Source organism: Streptomyces sp. SID12488, from assembly GCF_010548275.1.
Lineage (GTDB): Bacteria > Actinomycetota > Actinomycetes > Streptomycetales > Streptomycetaceae > Streptomyces.
Genome location: NZ_JAAGLT010000037.1, coordinates 44,964 through 62,894, shown reverse-complemented (window position 1 = coordinate 62,894; position 17,931 = coordinate 44,964). Strand labels below are relative to the sequence as shown.

11 protein-coding genes, 1 tRNA gene and 1 pseudogene are annotated in these 17,931 nt (G+C 71.1%); 9 read left to right on the top strand and 4 right to left on the bottom strand.

Annotation, left to right across the window (positions count from 1 at the left end; genetic code table 11):
• Positions 1 to 211 precede the first annotated feature (211 nt).
• The 9 genes and pseudogenes from G3I56_RS37305 to G3I56_RS37265 form a co-directional block, all read left to right on the top strand.
• Entirely contained in the window at positions 212 to 811 is a 600-nt protein-coding gene (locus tag G3I56_RS37305; RefSeq protein WP_164416992.1) for an oligoendopeptidase F family protein, read from the top strand.
• A gap of 118 nt (positions 812 to 929) precedes the next feature.
• Entirely contained in the window at positions 930 to 2,453 is a 1,524-nt protein-coding gene (locus tag G3I56_RS37300; RefSeq protein WP_164416990.1) for a class I SAM-dependent methyltransferase, read from the top strand.
• Positions 2,454 to 2,975: 522 nt separating this feature from the next.
• Positions 2,976 to 3,173, top strand: coding sequence for a hypothetical protein (locus G3I56_RS37295; protein ID WP_164416988.1), 198 nt, complete (start codon positions 2,976 to 2,978; stop codon positions 3,171 to 3,173).
• A gap of 267 nt (positions 3,174 to 3,440) precedes the next feature.
• The gene (gene topA, locus G3I56_RS37290; RefSeq protein WP_164416986.1) at positions 3,441 to 6,296 is read left to right on the top strand and encodes a type I DNA topoisomerase; all 2,856 of its coding nucleotides are present in this window, start codon (positions 3,441 to 3,443) and stop codon (positions 6,294 to 6,296) included.
• Positions 6,297 to 6,481: 185 nt separating this feature from the next.
• Positions 6,482 to 9,811 carry a dTMP kinase gene (tmk, locus tag G3I56_RS37285; RefSeq protein WP_164416984.1) on the top strand — a complete coding sequence of 1,110 codons (3,330 nt, stop codon included), beginning with the start codon at positions 6,482 to 6,484 and terminating at the stop codon, positions 9,809 to 9,811.
• A 158-nt stretch (positions 9,812 to 9,969) separates the two neighbouring features.
• Positions 9,970 to 11,175 (top strand): DNA polymerase III subunit delta', encoded by a 1,206-nt coding sequence (locus tag G3I56_RS37280; protein ID WP_164416982.1) that lies wholly within the window; start codon positions 9,970 to 9,972, stop codon positions 11,173 to 11,175.
• 101 nt (positions 11,176 to 11,276) lie between these two features.
• Positions 11,277 to 12,806, top strand: a complete 1,530-nt coding sequence (locus G3I56_RS37275) for an alpha/beta hydrolase (RefSeq protein ID WP_164416980.1) — start codon at positions 11,277 to 11,279, stop codon at positions 12,804 to 12,806.
• A gap of 118 nt (positions 12,807 to 12,924) precedes the next feature.
• Positions 12,925 to 12,998 (top strand) — tRNA-Thr (locus G3I56_RS37270).
• 705 nt (positions 12,999 to 13,703) lie between these two features.
• Positions 13,704 to 13,978, top strand: a pseudogene (locus G3I56_RS37265) (ABC transporter substrate-binding protein); the annotation flags it as partial.
• A 197-nt stretch (positions 13,979 to 14,175) separates the two neighbouring features.
• On the opposite strand, the gene G3I56_RS37260 reads toward G3I56_RS37265, so the two are convergent.
• The 4 genes from G3I56_RS37260 to G3I56_RS37245 are packed head-to-tail and all read right to left on the bottom strand — an operon-like array spanning position 14,176 to position 17,931.
• Positions 14,176 to 14,811 carry an LUD domain-containing protein gene (locus G3I56_RS37260; protein WP_164416978.1) on the bottom strand — a complete coding sequence of 212 codons (636 nt, stop codon included), beginning with the start codon at positions 14,809 to 14,811 and terminating at the stop codon, positions 14,176 to 14,178.
• The gene (locus G3I56_RS37255; protein WP_164416976.1) at positions 14,808 to 16,292 is read right to left on the bottom strand and encodes a LutB/LldF family L-lactate oxidation iron-sulfur protein; all 1,485 of its coding nucleotides are present in this window, start codon (positions 16,290 to 16,292) and stop codon (positions 14,808 to 14,810) included. Before G3I56_RS37255 ends, G3I56_RS37260 begins: the two co-directional genes overlap by 4 nt.
• Positions 16,289 to 17,029, bottom strand: coding sequence for a (Fe-S)-binding protein (locus G3I56_RS37250; protein WP_164416974.1), 741 nt, complete (start codon positions 17,027 to 17,029; stop codon positions 16,289 to 16,291). Before G3I56_RS37250 ends, G3I56_RS37255 begins: the two co-directional genes overlap by 4 nt.
• Positions 17,020 to 17,931 carry an amidohydrolase family protein gene (locus G3I56_RS37245; RefSeq protein ID WP_164417044.1) on the bottom strand — a complete coding sequence of 304 codons (912 nt, stop codon included), beginning with the start codon at positions 17,929 to 17,931 and terminating at the stop codon, positions 17,020 to 17,022. The genes G3I56_RS37250 and G3I56_RS37245 overlap by 10 nt, the downstream gene beginning before the upstream one ends.

Sequence of the window (17,931 nt, the reverse complement as noted above, 5' to 3'; positions counted from 1 at the left end):
CGTCTTACAGCCGGTCAGGAACCGGCCAACAAGCGGGCGGGCGGCGCGTTGTGACGCGTCGTCCGCCCGCTTGGCGTGGGTTGCACGCCTTTTTCGTGAGCCTTCTCTCTCTCGGCTCTCTCTTGGTGCAAATGGCTGCAATAACACATCAAGCGGATGTCCGTCACGTCGATGTCGCCCAGTTGGCGTGTATGTTCCGGGGCCGAGAGCCATGGAAGGGACCAATCCGGTGAACAAGAAGCTCGCGGTCGCACTGTCCGGCGGTGCGGTACTGGTACTGGCGCTGTCGGGATGCAGCAGCGAAGAAGGCAACGAGAAGCTGGATGCCTGGGCCAAGCAGGTGTGCGACGCGGTGAAACCGCAGGCGCAGAAGATCGAGGCCGCCAACTCCGCGATCCAGAAGGAGACCTCCGACAACAGCACACCGGAGGCCGTCCAGAAGACCGACGCACAGGCCTTCCAGGACATGGCGGACGCCTACAAGGCGATCGGTACGGCCGTGAACACCGCGGGCGCGCCGAACGTCGACGACGGCGAGACGAAGAAGGCGAACGCCGTCAAGGAACTCAACGGCATCGCGGCCTCCTACGCGAGCCTGAAGAAGCAGGTGGACGGACTCGACATCAAGAACCAGGCGAAGTTCGCCGACGGTCTCAAGGGTGTCGCCACGCAGCTGGACAAGCTCAGCCAGAGCGGCAACGACGCCCTGAAGGCCCTGGAGGAGGGCGACGTCGGCAAGGCGATGGCCGAGCAGGAGAGCTGCAAGTCGACCCCGGTGTCCCCTGCGGCGGCACCCTCGACGGCCGGCTGACCACTCCGCCAGGCCCCGCCGCGCCCCGGCGGGAGTTTTCCACAGGTGTACGGGGTGTCCGCGCGCGTCTGTCCACAGGCGGGCGCGGCGGAGCGGCGGGGCGGACACAATGGGGGGCGTGAGTAACGCCAGCCTGCACGCCCTGCCCTCCGCCGACCGCCCCGATGCCGCCGGGCGCCTCCGGGACGCCCTTCTGGCCGCCGACTTCACCGCCGACGGACTGCTCGACCTGCTCGGCGCGCCCGCGTACGCCGCCCTGGCGCGCAGCGAGACCGTGCCCGCGCTCCGGGCGACCCGTGGCGACACGCCGCTGGAACTGTTTGTACGGCTGTTCCTGTTGCAGCAACCCGTGCCCCACGCGCGTGTGGCGGGCGTGCTGCCCGTCGACGACTGTGTGGCGAGCGGGTGGCTGGTGTCCGGGGACGACGGTCAGGTAGCCGCCGCCGTCGACGTGCGGCCCTATGGCGGGCCGGGCGGTGAGGACTGGTTCATCGTGTCCGACCTGGGGTGCGCGGTCGGCGGAGCCGGTGGCATCGGCAGTCACCACGAGGGTGTCGTGCTGGGGGTGGGCGGGGCCTCCACGACCCTCGCCGGCATCACCGTGCGTACGCCGGTCGGCGCCGCGCTCGATCTCGGCACCGGCTCCGGGATCCAGGCGCTGCACGCGGCCCAGCACGCCACGCGCGTGACGGCGACCGACCTCAACCCCCGTGCCCTGCACATCACCGCGCTGACGCTCGCGCTGTCCGGCGCTCCGGCGGCCGACCTGCGCGAGGGCTCGCTCTTCGAGCCGGTCCGGGCGGACGAGACGTACGACCTGATCGTCTCCAACCCGCCGTTCGTGATCTCGCCGGGCGCGCGGCTCACGTACCGGGACGGCGGGATGGGCGGGGACGATCTGTGCCGCACGCTCGTTCAGGAGGCGGGGGAGCGGTTGCGTGAGGGCGGGTTCGCGCAGTTCCTCGCCAACTGGCAGCACGTGGAAGGGGAGGACTGGCAGGACAGGCTCAGATCCTGGGTGCCGCGGGGGTGCGATGCCTGGATCGTGCAGCGAGAGGTGCAGGACGTCACGCAGTACGCCGAGCTGTGGCTGCGCGACGCGGGCGACCACCGCTCCGACCCGGCGGAGTACCGGGCGCGGTACGACGCCTGGCTGGACGAGTTCGAGGCACGCAAGGTGAAGTCGGTCGGGTTCGGCTGGATCACACTGCGGAAGACGGGGGCGACCGAGCCCTCGATCACCGTGGAGGAGTGGCCGCATCCCGTCGAACAGCCGCTCGGGGACACGGTTCGCGCGCACTTCGAGCGGGTGGACTACCTGCGCGCGCACGACGACGCCGCCCTGCTCGCCGCGCACTTCAGGCTGGCGGACGAGGTCGTGCAGGAACAGGTCGGGCTGCCCGGCGCCGAGGACCCGGAACACGTAGTGCTGCGCCAGAACCGCGGTATGCGCCGCGCGACCAAGGTGGACACGGTCGGCGCGGGCTTCGCGGGCGTGTGCGACGGCCAACTGAGCGCCGGGCGGATTCTGGACGCCATCGCCCAACTGGTCGGCGAGGACCCGGTGTCGCTGCGGGACCGCACGCCCGCGCAGATCCGGTTGCTGGTGGAGCAGGGCTTCCTGGAGCCGTCGGGCCGGTGAGAGCGCGTGCCGGGCGTGATGCCGTAGGGCCCTGTACTGCCGGTTCCGCCTCCGTGCGGCTGTTGTCTACGCCGTGACGTCCACGGTGGAGGAGGGCTCCGCGGCCGATCCGGGTACGGCAGGCCACGTACCCCTCCGCCGTACGGCAGTGGGAGGCACAGGGGCGGCGCGCGGGGCGCGGGGATGCGTGCGTGTGGCGTGGGCCGACCGCTTGCGGCGCCTGTGCCGTCGTACCGAGGGTGCGGATGGCCAGGTTCGGGCGGCATATTCACGCCGAGTTGAGTGGCCGGTCCGGGGCGGGCCGCGGCCACCGGCTGTGAGATTCGCGGGCGTCGCCCGCGACGGAACGTGGTCGGCCGGCCCGTTCGTACGAGGGCTTCGAGGTCGGCCTGCGGGCGCTCACCGGGACGCGTGTCCGCTGTCCGCCCGGCGTTCACCTCGGGTTCGCGCAGACGCTTCCCGGACGTGCCAGCCTCCCGGGTCCGGGGACTCCCGGGCAGCGGGAAAGGGGCACACAGGGGTATGGAGAGCGGACCGGCGATCTTCGTGGGAGTGGTGTTCGCCCTGTTCGGAAGCGGGCTGCTGGTGTGGACCGCAGCCCGGGTACGGCACCGGGCGCCCGTCGCCCACGGTGTGAACCCCGTCGCATCGGCGGTCCTCGCGAGCGTCGCCGCGCTGGTCGCCCTCGGGGTCGGCACATGGTGCCTGACCCGTGTGTGAGATGGGCGAGAGACGTATGAGTGGCCCGTGCAGTGTGGCCGCGCAGGTAACTGGTAGGTCACCCTCCGAATAAGCTCGAAGGGGCAGGTCGACACTCCGGGCGGCAGGAATGGCGGTAGTCGGGTTACCGTTCGAGTGGCCGTTGCGGGCTTTTCCCGTTTGACACGGGGGCGGGATGTACCGTCACACTCCGCAGCGTCAGCATGACCCGACCCCGGGAACAAGGCCGGGGGAGACCCCGAGTGTCGACCGGAGAGAAGAGCGAAGTTGTCCCCGACCAGCGAGACCGCACAGGGCGGCCGCCGACTCGTCATCGTCGAGTCCCCTGCCAAGGCGAAGACGATCAAGGGCTATCTCGGCCCCGGATATGTCGTCGAGGCGAGCGTCGGGCACATCCGCGACCTCCCCAACGGCGCCGCCGAGGTACCCGAGCAGTACACCGGTGAGGTGCGCCGCCTCGGGGTGGACGTCGAAAACGACTTCCAGCCGATCTACGTGGTCAACGCGGACAAGAAAGCCCAGGTCAAGAAGCTCAAGGACCTGCTGAAGGACTCCGACGAACTCTTCCTCGCCACCGATGAGGACCGCGAGGGCGAGGCCATCGCGTGGCACCTCCAGGAAGTCCTGAAGCCCAAGGTCCCGGTCAAGCGGATGGTCTTCCACGAGATCACCAAGGCCGCGATCCAGGCCGCCGTCGCCAACCCGCGCGAGCTGAACCAGAAGCTGGTCGACGCCCAGGAGACCCGCCGCATCCTCGACCGCCTCTACGGCTACGAGGTCTCGCCGGTCCTCTGGAAGAAGGTCATGCCGAAGCTGTCGGCCGGCCGAGTCCAGTCGGTCGCGACCCGGCTCGTGGTGGAGCGGGAACGCGAGCGCATCGCTTTCCGTTCTGCTGAGTACTGGGACCTGACGGGAACCTTCGCGACCGGCCGCGCCGGAGACTCGTCGGACCCGTCGTCGCTGGTCGCCCGCCTCGCGGCCGTCGACGGCAGGCGAGTCGCGCAGGGCCGCGACTTCGACTCCCTGGGACAACTGAAGAGCGCGAACACCCTCCACCTGGACGAGGCGAACGCCCGCGCCCTGGCCGCCGCCCTGGCGGACACCAGCTTCGCCGTCCGCTCGGTCGAGTCGAAGCCGTACCGCCGCTCGCCGTACGCCCCGTTCCGTACGACGACGCTCCAGCAGGAGGCCGCCCGCAAGCTCGGCTTCGGAGCGAAGGCGACCATGCAGGTGGCGCAGAAGCTGTACGAGAACGGCTTCATCACCTATATGCGTACGGACTCCACGACCCTGTCGGAGACGGCGATCAACGCCGCCCGTGCCCAGGTCACCCAGCTGTACGGCGCCGACTACCTGCCCTCGTCCCCGCGGACGTACGCCGGGAAGGTCAAGAACGCCCAGGAGGCGCACGAGGCCATCCGCCCGTCGGGTGATCGTTTCCGCACCCCGGCCGAGACGAGCCTGACCGGCGACCAGTTCCGGCTCTACGAGCTGATCTGGAAGCGCACCGTCGCCTCCCAGATGAAGGACGCGGTCGGCAACTCGGTCACCGTGAAGATCGCGGGCACCTCCGCCGACGGCCGTGACGCCGAGTTCAGCGCCTCCGGCAAGACGATCACCTTCCACGGCTTCCTGAAGGCGTACGTCGAGGGCGCCGACGACCCGAACGCCGAGCTGGACGACCGTGAGAGCCGCCTGCCCCAGGTGAGCGAGGGCGACGCCCTGTCCGCCGACGAGATCACGGTCGACGGGCACGCCACCAAGCCCCCGGCCCGCTACACCGAGGCGTCGCTGGTCAAGGAGCTCGAAGAGCGCGAGATCGGCCGCCCGTCGACGTACGCGTCGATCATCGGGACCATCCTCGACCGCGGCTACGTCTTCAAGAAGGGCACGGCCCTGGTGCCGTCCTTCCTGTCCTTCGCCGTCGTCAACCTCCTGGAGAAGCACTTCGGGCGGCTCGTCGACTACGACTTCACCGCCCGGATGGAGGACGACCTCGACCGCATCGCCCGCGGCGAGGCCCAGTCCGTGCCGTGGCTGAGGCGCTTCTACTTCGGCGTGGGCACCGACGGCGCTGCCGTTCCGGCCGTCGGCGGCGCGGCCGAGGCGGGCAACGGCGACGGGGACCACCTCGGCGGTCTCAAGGAGCTGGTGACCGACCTGGGCGCGATCGACGCCCGCGAGGTGTCGTCGTTCCCGGTGGGCAACGACATCATGCTGCGCGTCGGGCGCTACGGCCCCTACATCGAGCGCGGCGAGAAGGACTCCGAGAACCACCAGCGCGCCGACGTGCAGGAGGACCTCGCCCCCGACGAGCTGTCCGTCGAACTGGCGGAGGAACTGCTCGCCAAGCCGAGCGGCGACTTCGAGCTGGGCGCCGACCCCCAGTCCGGCCACCAGATCATCGCCAGGGACGGCCGCTACGGCCCGTACGTCACCGAGGTGCTCCCCGAGGGCACCCCGAAGACCGGCAAGAACGCCGTCAAGCCGCGCACGGCCTCGCTGTTCAAGTCGATGTCCCTGGACACGGTGACGCTGGCGGACGCGCTCAAGCTGATGTCCCTGCCCAGGGTCGTCGGCAAGGACGCGGAGGGCGTGGAGATCACCGCGCAGAACGGGCGCTACGGGCCCTACCTCAAGAAGGGCACGGACTCGCGGTCCCTGCAGACCGAGGACCAGCTCTTCACGATCACCCTCGAAGAGTCGCTGGAGATCTACTCCCAGCCCAAGCTGCGTGGCCGGGCCGCCGCCAAGCCACCGCTGAAGGAACTGGGCACCGACCCGGTCAGCGGACAGCCGGTGGTCGTCAAGGACGGCCGCTTCGGCCCGTACGTCACCGACGGCGAGAGCAACGCGACCCTGCGCTCCGGCGACAGCGTCGAGGAGATCACCCCGGAGCGCGGCTACGAGCTGCTCGCCGAGAAGCGTGCCAAGTCGCCGGTCAAGAAGACCGCGAAGAAGGCTCCGGCGAAGAAGGCCCCCGCCAAGAAGGCCGCTACGACGAAGACCGCCGCCAAGAAGACGACGGCCGCCAAGACGACCACCGCGAAGAAGACGGCCGCCAAGAAGGCTCCGGCCAAGAAGGCGACCGCCGCGAGGGCCACGGGCACGGGCGAGGAGTGAGTCCGTCGGTCGCGACGACACCGGTGAACGCCGGTGAGCGCTCGCTACCGAGTGCGGTGACCGATCTTCACTTCGCCGTCACGAGGGCTTCGTGAAACGACCGCCCCGCCACTATCAGGTGTCGGGGCGGTCGCATGTCCGGACGGCCACTTCGAGCTGTCGGTGGCTGCCGATAGGCTGAAAGCATGACGCCAGCAGAGCAGCCAACGGCCACCCCCCAGGCCCCCGACGACGCGTTGGTCGCGGACTCCCGCGAACGCGCCGTCCGCGCCCTGCTGCGCCGGCCCCAGCTGAAGCGGCTGTGGAGCGCGCAGCTGGTGGGCGGTGTCGGTGACGCCCTCGCGCTGCTGGTCCTGGTGGTGCTCGTCCTGCAGGCGGCCGTCTCCGAGGGCTCGTTCGGCGGCGGCTACCGGGGCGTGGCGCTCGCCGTGACGGCCGTCTTCGGGGCACGTGTTCTGGCCACGTTGCTCTTCGGCGCCGTCCTGCTCGGCCCGCTCACGTCGCTCACCTCGCGAGAGGGCCCGCTCGACCGCCGCTGGACCATGGTCGGTGCCGACGGGCTGCGCACCATACTCATGATCATCGCTCCCCTGTGGATCGACTGGACGCCGGAGAACGCCCTCGCCGTCCTTCTGGTCACCACCTTCGTGAGCGGAGTCGCCGAGCGCTTCTGGACGGTGTGCCGGGAGAGCGCGGCGCCCGCGCTGCTGCCCACGCCTCCCCCGGAGGGGGCCACGGTCCGTCCGCTGCCGGACCACATGGACGCCCTGCGGCGCCTCTCCCTGCGTACGACCTTCGTCGCGCTGCCGCTCGCGGGCGCCGCGCTCGTCGTCGCCGCGCTGGTCAACAACCTGCTGGGTACCGGGATCGACTGGTTCGGCCGGCACCAGGCGGCCTTCGGGTCGTATGTCGCGGCCGGGCTGTTCGCCGCCTCGCTGTCCGTGCTCACCGCCCTGGAACTGCCCGACGCGCGCACCCCCCGCGCGCGGTCACCGCTCGAAGGCCTGCGCCGCCCCAAGTACGGCACGGCCGCCGACACGGGCCGTACGGGCGCGATCCCGCTGCTCGTCCTGGCCTGCGCGGCCGTCTCCGGCGCGGTCGCGGCGGCCGTCTCCGTGGCCGTCCTGCACGCCAAGGACCTGGGCGGCGGCCCGGTGACGTTCGGGCTGCTGGTCCTCGTGCTGACCGGTGGCACGGTCATCGGAATCCGTACGGCACCGAAGGTGCTGGTGGCGCTGTCGCGGCGCCGACTGCTCGCGCTGGCCGTCGCCTTCACCGGGGTCGCGCTGCTCGCCGCGGGGCTGGTCCCGGACGTGACGACGGTGCTGCTGATCATCGGGCTCGCGGGCATCGGCGCGGGCGTCGCCGCCAACACCGGCCACACGCTGCTCGACCAGGAGACCGAGGACCAGCGGCGGACCCGTCTGACCGAGCATCTGCACGCGGTCGTACGGGTGTCCGTGGCGCTGGCCGCGCTGATCGCTCCCCTGGTGGCGGCCCTCATCGGCCCGCACCGTCTGGAGAGCGGCAAGTTCGTGTTCGCACACGGCGGCGCGGCGTTCACGCTGATGCTGGTGGGCGCGCTGCTGCTGCCGGTGGCCGCGCTGGTCCTCGCCAAGGTCGACGACCGTTCCGGCGTACCCCTGCGGCACGACCTGCGCGACGCGCTGCGCGGCGGCGACGACCCCGCGCAGGCACTCGCCTCGACCGGCTTCTTCATCGCTCTGGAGGGTGGCGACGGGGCGGGCAAGTCCACGCAGGCGAAGGCGCTCGCCGAGTGGATAAGGGCCAAGGGCCACGAGGTCGTGCTCACGCGCGAGCCGGGGGCCACCCCGGTGGGCAAGCGGCTGCGGTCGATCCTGCTGGACGTGTCGAGCGCCGGCCTGTCGCACCGCGCGGAGGCGCTGCTGTACGCGGCGGACCGCGCGGAGCACGTCGACACGGTCGTACGGCCTGCGTTGGAGCGTGGCGCGATCGTCATCTCCGACCGGTACATCGACTCGTCCGTGGCCTATCAGGGCGCCGGCCGGGACCTCTCTCCGACGGAGATCGCGCGCATCTCGCGCTGGGCGACCGACGGCCTCGTCCCCCATCTGACCGTCCTGCTGGACGTCTCCCCGGAGGCCGCCCGCGAGCGGTTCACCGAGGCGCCGGACCGGCTGGAGTCGGAGCCGGCAGAGTTCCACGAGCGCGTGCGGTCCGGTTTCCTCACGCTGGCCGCCGCCGACGCGGGCCGCTATCTGGTCGTGGACGCGGCGCAGGAGCCCGAGTCCGTCACAACGGTCGTCCGCCACCGGCTCGACCTGATGCTGCCCCTCTCCGAGGCCGAGGTGAAGGCCCAGGAGGAGGCCCGCAAGGCGGCCGAGGAGGAGGCCAGGCGCAAGGCGGAGGAAGAGGCCGCGCGCAAGGCCGAGGAGGAGCGCCTCGAGCGCGAGCGCCAGGAGACGCTGGCCCGGCTGCGCGCCGAGGAGGAGGAGCGCAAGCGCCGCGAGCTGGAAGAGGCGCAGCGCCGCGAGGCCGAACGCCAGGCGGAGGAAGCCCGGCAGCGGGCCGAGGACGCGCGCCGCCGCGCCGAGGAGGAGCGGGTACGCCTGCTCGCGGAAGAGAAGTCCCGAGCCGAGGCCGAGGCCCGCCGCAAGGCCGACGAGGACCGCCGACGCAGGCAGGCCGAGGAGGAGGCGCGGCTGCACGCGGAGGCGGAGCAACGACGGCTGGAGAAGCAGCGGAAGGCCGAGGAGGCGCTGGTCCGGGCAGAGGCCGAGCGGCGGCGACTCGCGGAGGCGGCGGCTGCCGCTGCCGCGACTGCTGCCGCGGCTTCGGCTGCCGCAGCGGCGGCGGTGGCTTCGGCGGCTGATGCTGGGGGAGCGGGTTCGGCTTCGGGTGCCGGCGCGGCTTCGGGTACGGGTACGGGTACGGGTACGGGCGCAGGTGGGGCTGGGGCTGCGGGGTCCGGTGCGGCGGGGGGTGGTCGGTCCGGGGGTTCCGATTCCGAGGTGACGGCCAAGTTCCAGAAGCCGCCGGTTCCTTCGGGCGCGGCCGACGAGACCACGGTGCTGCCGCCGGTGCCTTCGCGGGCGGCGGATGAGACGGCTGTGCTGCGGCCTGTGGTGCCGGGCGCGGCGGACGAGACCGCGGTGTTGCCGCCGGTTCCTTCGGGAGCCGCCGACGAGACGGCCGTGCTGCCACCCGTGGTGCCGGGTGCGGCCGATGAGACCGCGGTGCTGCCTGCCGTACGGGACGACAGCGCGGGTCGGCGGGACAGGGCGCCCGCGGATCGCGTGCCGCCGGGGTTCTTCCGGGACGAGCAAGAGGAGAGGCAGTCCGGGGGCGGAGAGGACCGTACGCGGGAGCTGCCCCAGCTCGACGCCGATGGCACCCCGCGTCGGCGACCGCGCTCCGACTGGGCGGAGGAGACTCCGCTGGACGACCTGCCGACGCTGGCCGACGAACTGTTCGGGGCACACGCGGACGACGACCGGGACGAGGGCCGGGGACGGGGCGGGCGGCGCCGCTGAGGCCGGCCCGTTGCCGGTGGGAGCCCTTCAGCGGGAACCCGTTGTCAGTGGGGACCCGCACAATGGACTTCGCGAGGCAAGCCGTGACGAAACGGCGCGACGAAGCGGCTTGACGAAGCGGTATGACCGACAAGGTGTGAGGGAAGGGCGGTGTTCCCATGCCGGTGTGGGACGACCTGGTGGGCCAGGAGAAGGTGAGCGCGCAGCTGGAGGCCGCCGCGCGGGATGCCGACGCCCTGGTCACCGCAGTCGCCGCGGGCGAGCCCCAGCCCGAGGCGTCGAAGATGACGCACGCCTGGCTCTTCACCGGCCCGCCCGGCTCCGGCCGGTCCACAGCGGCCCGCGCCTTCGCCGCCGCCCTCCAGTGCGTGAGCCCCGACCGTGCCCTCGGCGGAGTCCCCGGCTGTGGTTTCTGCGACGGCTGCCACACCAGCCTGACGGGCACGCACGCCGACGTGGACGTCGTCCGCACCGACCTTCTCTCCATCGGCGTCAAGGAAACCCGTGCCCTGGTCCGGCGCGCCCAGCTCTCACCGGCTGTCGGACGCTGGCAGGTCATCGTCCTGGAGGACGCGGACCGCCTCACGGAGGGCGCGGGCAACGTCCTGCTCAAGGCCATCGAGGAGCCTGCGCCGCGTACGGTGTGGCTGCTGTGCGCCCCGTCCATCGAGGATCTGCTGCCCACGATCCGCTCCCGCTGCCGTCTCCTCACCCTGCGTACCCCGCCGGTGGAAGCGGTGGCCGACATCCTCATCCGCCGGGACGGTATCGAGCCGGACGTCGCGCACGCCGTGGCCAGAGCCACCCAGGGCCACATCGGCCGCGCCCGCCGCCTCGCCACGGACGCGCGGGCCCGGGAGCGCCGGGCCGCCGTCCTCAGACTGCCGCTCCGCGTCGAGGACGTCGGCGGCTGTCTGAAGGCGGCCCAGGAGCTGATCGACTCGGCGTCGGAGGACGCCAAGCAGCTCGCCGAGGAGGTCGACGTGAAGGAGACGGAGGAGCTGAAGCAGGCGATGGGCGCGGCCCAGGGCGGCCGGATGCCGCGCGGCACGGCGGGCGTGATGAAGGAGCTGGAGGACCGGCAGAAGCGTCGGAGAACGCGCACGCAGCGCGACACCCTCGACCTGGCCCTGATCGACCTCACCGGCTTCTACCGCGACGTTCTCGCCCTTCAGTTCGGCTCCCGCCTGGCGATCGCCAACGCGGAGGCCGAGGACACCCTGGAGCGACTGGCCCGCGCCGGCTCACCCGCGTCGACACTCCGCCGCATCGACGCGATCGCCGCGTGCCGCGAGGCCCTGGACCGCAACGTGGCACCACTGCTGGCGGTGGAGGCGATGACGCTGGCACTGAGAGCGGGCTGACGACAACTCGTAACTCACGTAACCCGTACCAGGCGTAACCCGTACGAGTCATGTTGTGGGCGGAGAGTATTCGGACGGTTTCACAGGGTTACGCTCGCTGAATGCATATGAGGCGCACACCTCGTCAGGCCTGGACATTGCTCGCTGCCGCCGCGCTGCTCGTCTCCGCCTGTTCCACGGGGAGTTCGACGAGTGCGGCGAGTTCGTCGGTGACGCCGACGGGCCTCGCGTCGTACTACGCGCAGAAGCTGAGCTGGCGGTCGTGCGGTGCGCCCGGTTTCCAGTGCGCCACGATGAGGGCGCCCCTCGACTACGCGGCTCCGGCCGAGGGTGACGTGAAGCTGGCCGTCTCCCGCAAGAAGGCCACGGGGACAGGCAAGCCGCTCGGCTCGCTGCTGGTGAACCCGGGCGGGCCGGGCGGTTCGGCGGTCGGGTACCTGCAGGCGTACGCCGGGATCGGCTATCCCGCCGAGGTCCGCGCGCGCTACGACATGGTCGCGGTCGACCCGCGCGGGGTGGCGCGCAGCGAGCCGGTCGAGTGCCTCGACGGCCGCGAGATGGACGCCTACACGCAGACAGACACGACTCCCGACAATGAACGGGAGACCGGCCAACTGGTCGGCGCGTACAAGGAGTTCGCCGAGGGCTGCGGCAGCAGTTCGGCCGACCTGCTGCGGCACGTGTCCACGGTGGAGGCGGCCCGGGACATGGACATCCTGCGGGCGGTGCTGGGCGACCGGCGGCTTACGTACGTCGGGGCGTCGTACGGCACGTTCCTCGGGGCGACGTACGCGGGGCTCTTCCCGAACCGCGTTGGCCGGCTGGTCCTGGACGGCGCGATGGACCCCTCCCTGCCCGCGCGAAAGCTGAACCTCGACCAGACGGCGGGCTTCGAGACGGCCTTCGACGCGTTCGCGAAGGACTGCGTACGGCAGCGGGACTGCCCGCTGGGCACGGAGGAGGGGAAGGTCGGCGCGAACCTGAAGGCGTTCTTCGACCGCCTCGACACGTCGTCCGTCCCGGCCGGCGACGCGGACGGCCGCAAGCTGGGCGAGGCCCTCGCCACGACCGGCGTGATCGCCGCGATGTACGACGAGAGCACCTGGCCGCAACTCCGCGAGTCGCTGACCTCGGCGATGCGGGACAAGGACGGCGCGGGCCTGCTGCTGCTCTCCGACAGCTACTACGAGCGCGACGCCGACGGCCGCTACTCGAACCTGATGTTCGCCAACGCGGCCGTGAACTGCCTCGACCTTCCGGCGGCGTACGCCACCCCCGACCAGGTACGCGACGCGCTGCCGTCCTTCGAGAAGGCGTCCCCCGTCTTCGGTGAGGTCATGGCCTGGGCCTCCCTGAGCTGCGCGTACTGGCCGGTCCGGCCGACGGGTGAGCCGCACCGCATCGAGGCGAAGGGCGCCGCCCCGATCGTGGTCGTCGGCACGACCCGCGACCCGGCGACCCCGTACCGCTGGGCCCAGTCCCTCTCCCGCCAGCTCTCCTCGGCCCGCCTCCTGACGTACGAGGGCGACGGCCACACGGCGTACGGGCGGGGCAGTGACTGCATCGACGACGCGATCGATGCGTATCTGCTCCGGGGAACCCCTCCGGCGGAGGGAAAACGCTGCTCGTAGAGGCGGGGCGGGCGCTTGTGCGGAGGCCTCTGGGGAGGGCTCCGGGGGTGTGCGGAGCACCCCCGGAAACTGTGTAGACTTGCCGACGTTGCTGACCGCACCATGGTGTGGACAGCGCGCCGCCTTAGCTCAGCTGGCCAGAGCAACGCACTCGTAATGCGTAGGTCTCGGGTTCGAATCCCGAAGGCGGCTCCGGAAAACCCCAGGACTCACTCGCCGTGACCTGGGGTTTTTCCTTTCCCTTGACCAGATCGTGGTCTAAATCACTGCCCCCTGGGGTGGGTTTGAAGGCCATATGGGAACCAAATGGGACCCGAATTGGCAAAGGTGGTCTTGCGCATCGCAATGCGTAGGTCCCCAGTTCGAAACCCGAACGCGTCTCCAAGGTGAATCCTGAGTCGGGCCTGGGAGTTGGGGTCTTCTCTTTCGAGTGACCATGGAATTCAAGCCAATTGAGCACACGTTCCCTGCGATGGCGACAGGCGGTCAGGGTGCTGCGCGGCCATTGGGGCACGGGGCTGCCGCCCGGCCGGGTGCGGGGAGAAACGGCCCGTACAGGAAACGGCCCGAAAGGACGCGCGGTGTGTGCGTGGACGCCTTGTCGGGCGCGGTAGCTGTGCTGGACCGGGGCGACGGTTCTTCTGGGCCTGTCCGTGGTCGTGATCAGCGGGCCGGTATGAGGCGTGCGGGCCTAGTTCAGCACCACGTGCCTGTATGCGGGCACTCCGGCATCCCCGCGCCTGTGAGCCGGCCGATGAGGAGCGCCGGCAGGTGGCCGAGCGGCTGCTGGCCCGTGAATACCGGGGGCCGCCGAGGCTGTGGCGTCGCGCGAAGGAGCGGCGGCGCCGCACAGAGCCGCGGTTGTGGTGCGGGTCTATTTCCGTCGAACTCGTTCCCGCTCGGTACCCGGCCGCCGCCAAGCTGTACCTAAACCGGCGGCTGTCGAAGCAGACCCAGAGCGACTTCTACATGTGGTCGGTCCGCACCGACGTCAAGCCCCCGCCGGCTACCGCCCCATCTGGGACTACCCGAACGCCAACCTCCAGGGCTTCGAGCGTTTCATGTCAGACCGCGCCCTCGCCGAACGCTTCCGCCAGCAACTCACCCTGTACGTCGGCGAGGTCAATGGCGACCCCTCCCCCGGCTGGCTGGGTCTCCATCCCGGGCAGTAGGCCCCTCCTGGGGAAACCCGGCGAACAGCCCCCGGCGCCCGCCCCCGTGATGTCTTCCGCGGTCCTGCGAGCGGGCCGTCGGCGCCTCCGGCCCGCGCCTGAACCGACCGCCGTACGGACGCGGGCGACGCGGGCGCCGAAGATGACGTGCGGATGCCGGGCCACGCCGTCCGAATGGACAGTCCGGTATCCGGGACCTACTCGTCCGCGATCACGATGATGTCGAGCGTTCGCGGTCCGTGTACGCCCTCCACGCGGTCGAGTTCGATGTCGCTGGTGGCCGAGGGACCGGAGATCAGGGTCAGTGGCCGGTGCGGGTGGAGCAGGCTCATCACCTCGGGTACGTCGGCGGTGATCTGGTCAGCCTTGACCACGCAGACATGCTGGTCCGGCAGCAGGGTCAGCGCGCGGCGTCCCTGTCCGGGCCCGCTGTTGAGGACGACCGTGCCGGTGAGGGCGATCGCTGCGGCGACGGTGGTGAGTACGGCGTCCGTCGCGTCGAGTTGTCGGACTGTCAGCGGTGGGGTGTCCTGCAGCCGGGACCAGGGGCCTTCGGGTACCAGGTCTTCGGGGAAACCCGGGGGCACCACAAGGGATTTCGCTCCGGTGCGTGTCAGAGCGCGGGCCACGGCGGCCACGGCGTCGGACGCCTGAACACGGACGACGGTGGCTCGGTAGTCGGCGGCGCGTTCGATGAACAGCTCGACGACGTCCGGTGCCGGCTGGTGAGAGTGCGGATCGTGCGGGACGGGGTCGTCGTCGGGGGTCTCGGAGCCCGGCACGTCGGCCAGTGCGCTCCGGATGTCGCCCAGTACGGTGTCGCGGCCGCTCATCGGCCCTTGCCTTCCGTCGTCGTACGGCCTTCTTCTCTCGTCCGTCGCCACCAGGCGCGCAGGGACTCGCGCGCCGGTACGGGGGTGTCACGGGTGCCGGACCAGCGAGCGAAGGGGCCGGGCAGGACGCCGATCCGGCCGTCGCGGGCCACCAGCCGGGCGGCGAGAGCGGCGAGTCGCTGGGCCGCTGCCAGCCGTCTCGGGGAGGACAGCACTACGCCTACGGCCTTCATGGCGAGCGCCTCCGGGGTGGGCAGCAGCCGGTCCCGGCGCTTGGCCTCCACGGACTTCGCCCGCAGATGGACCAGCACCTCGGGAATGTCGATCTTGACTGGGCAGGCGTCGTAGCAGGCCCCGCACAGGGTGGAGGCGAAGGGCAGCGAGGCCGCGTTCTCCACGCCCACGAGCTGTGGGGTGAGTACCGCGCCGATCGGGCCGGGGTACACCGAGCCGTAGGCGTGGCCGCCGGTGCGCTCGTACACCGGGCAGACGTTCAGGCAGGCCGAGCAGCGGATGCAGGACAGCGCCTGGCGGCCCACCTCGTCGGCCAGGGTCGCGGTGCGGCCGTTGTCGAGGAGGATCAGGTGGAAGTCCTGCGGTCCGTCGCCCTCGGTGACGCCGGTCCACAGCGAGGTGTACGGGTTCATGCGCTCGCCCGTGGACGAGCGGGGCAGCAGCTGGAGGAAGATGTCCAGGTCGGCGAAGGAGGGCAGGACCTTCTCGATGCCCATGACGGTGATCAGGGTCTCCGGCAGGGTCAGGCACATCCGCCCGTTGCCCTCCGACTCCACGACCACCACGGTGCCAGTGTCGGCGGCGGCGAAGTTGGCCCCGGAGACGGCCACCTTGGCCCGCAGGAACTTCTCCCGCAGATGGAGCCTGGCCGCCTCGGCCAGGTCGCGTGGGTCGTCGGTGAGTCCCTCGGGGGCCGGGCGGCCCCACTTCCCCATCTCCCGCCGGAAGATCTCGCGGATCTCGGAGCGGCCCCGGTGGATTGCCGGTACGAGGATGTGTGAGGGCCGGTCGCCGCCCAACTGCACGATCAGTTCGGCGAGATCGGTCTCGTAGGCGCGGATGCCCGCTTCGGCGAGTGCCTCGTTGAGGCCGATCTCCTGGGTAGCCATCGATTTGACCTTGACGATCTCGCTCTCGCCGGTCGCCTGAACCAGCCGCGTGACGATGGCGTTCGCCTCGGCCGCGTCCGCCGCCCAGTGGACCGTGCCGCCGGCGGCGGTGACCGTCTCCTCCAGGCGCAGGAGATGGTGGTCGAGGTGGCGCAGGGTGCGGCGTTTGAGGGCTGCCGCCGTCTCCCGCAGGTCCTCCCAGTCGTCGAGTTCGGCGGTGACCGCCAGCCGCCTGTCCCGGATGGTGCCGGTGGCCCGGCGCAGGTTCGCGCGCAGCCGGGTGTCGGCGAGCGCGGTGCGCGCCGCCTCGGGGAAGGGCGGGGTGCCCAGCCATACGACGTTGTCGGCGCCGCTCACCGTACGTTCCCTTCCGTGGAGGCCAGGATCTCGGCCAGGTGCATCGTGCCGACGCCGGTACGCAGCCGGGACAGGCCGCCGCCGATGTGCGTCAGGCAGGAGTTGTCGCCCGCGCTCAGGTACTCGGCACCGGTGTCCAGGACATGGCGCATCTTGTCGGCCAGCATCGCGTTGGAGACGTCCGCGTTCTTCAGCGCGAAGGTGCCGCCGAAGCCGCAGCAGGACTCGGCGTCCGGCAGTTCGACCAGGTCGATGCCCTTCACCGCGCGCAACAGCCTGAGCGGCCGGTCGCCGACGCGCAGCATGCGCAGGGAGTGGCAGGTCGGGTGGTAGGTGACCCGGTGCGGGAAGTGCGCGCCGACGTCGGTGACGCCGAGGACGTCGACGAGGAGTTCCGACAGCTCGTACACCGTCGGCACCACCCGCTCGACCGCCTCGGCGAGCACGGGGTCCCCCAACTGGGCGGCCACCACCCGGTGGTGGTCGCGGACCATGCCCGCGCAGGAGCCGGACGGGGTGACCACGGCGTCGTAACCCGCGAAGACCTCCGCGAATCGGCGGACCATGGGCAGGGTCTCGGGGCGGTAGCCGGTGTTGAAGTGCATCTGGCCGCAGCAGGTCTGGCCCTGTGGGAACTCCACGGTGTGGCCGAGCCGTTCGAGCAGTTCGGTCACCGCGCGGCCGGTGCGGGGGAACATCATGTCGTTGAAGCAGGTGATGAAGAGAGCTATGCGCATGGTGCTTCCTGATCGGCCTGGGAGGAGCCGGTGACGGTCAGGCCGTAGGTCCGCAGGGCGGTTCGGGTGAAGACCTCGTGGCGTTCGGCTGGATGAAGGGTGGCCGTCAACTCCCGTGCGGCGGCGATGACTTCGGCGTAGGTGGCGGCCAGTCGGCTGACTGGCCAGTCGGAGCCGAACATCAGCCGTCGCGGACCGAAGGCGTCCAGCACCGTGTCCGCGTACGGCCGTAGATCCTCGACACTCCAACCGTCCCAGTCGGCCTCGGTCACCATGCCGGAGAGCTTGCAGACGGTGTTGGGCAGCGAGGCCAGCAGGCGCACCGCTTCCGCCCACGGCCGCAACTCACCCGTGGCGATGGGGGGTTTGCCCACGTGATCGAGTACGAAGGTGAGGCCGGGAAGCAGTTGGGCGGCTTCTTGGGCCGCCGCGAGCTGGTGGGGCCGGACGACCAGGTCGTACACGAGCCCGGCTTCGGCCACCGCGGCGAGACCGCGCAGCACGTCGGGCCGTACCAGCCAGCGGGGATCGGCCTCACCCTGCACCTGGTGGCGGATGCCGACCAGGTACTCGCCGCCCGGACCCTCCCGCAGCGCAGCGAGTGCGCGGGCGACACCCGGGGAGGTCAGGTCGGTCCAGCCCACGACGCCGGCCACCAGGTCGCTGTCCCGGGCCAAGGCCAGGAACTCGGGCGTCTCCTGCGGAACGTCGATCGTCTGGACCAGGACCGTCGCGCTGACACCTGCGGCACGAGCCTCGGGCTCCAGGTCGGCGAGCGCGAAGTCGCGGCGCAGCGGGGCAAGTTCGGGTCCGGTGATCCAGTCCTGGTCACGGACGGAGAGGTCCCACACGTGGTGGTGTGCGTCGATGACGCCCTCGGCGGTGTTCGCCTCCGTGTCCAT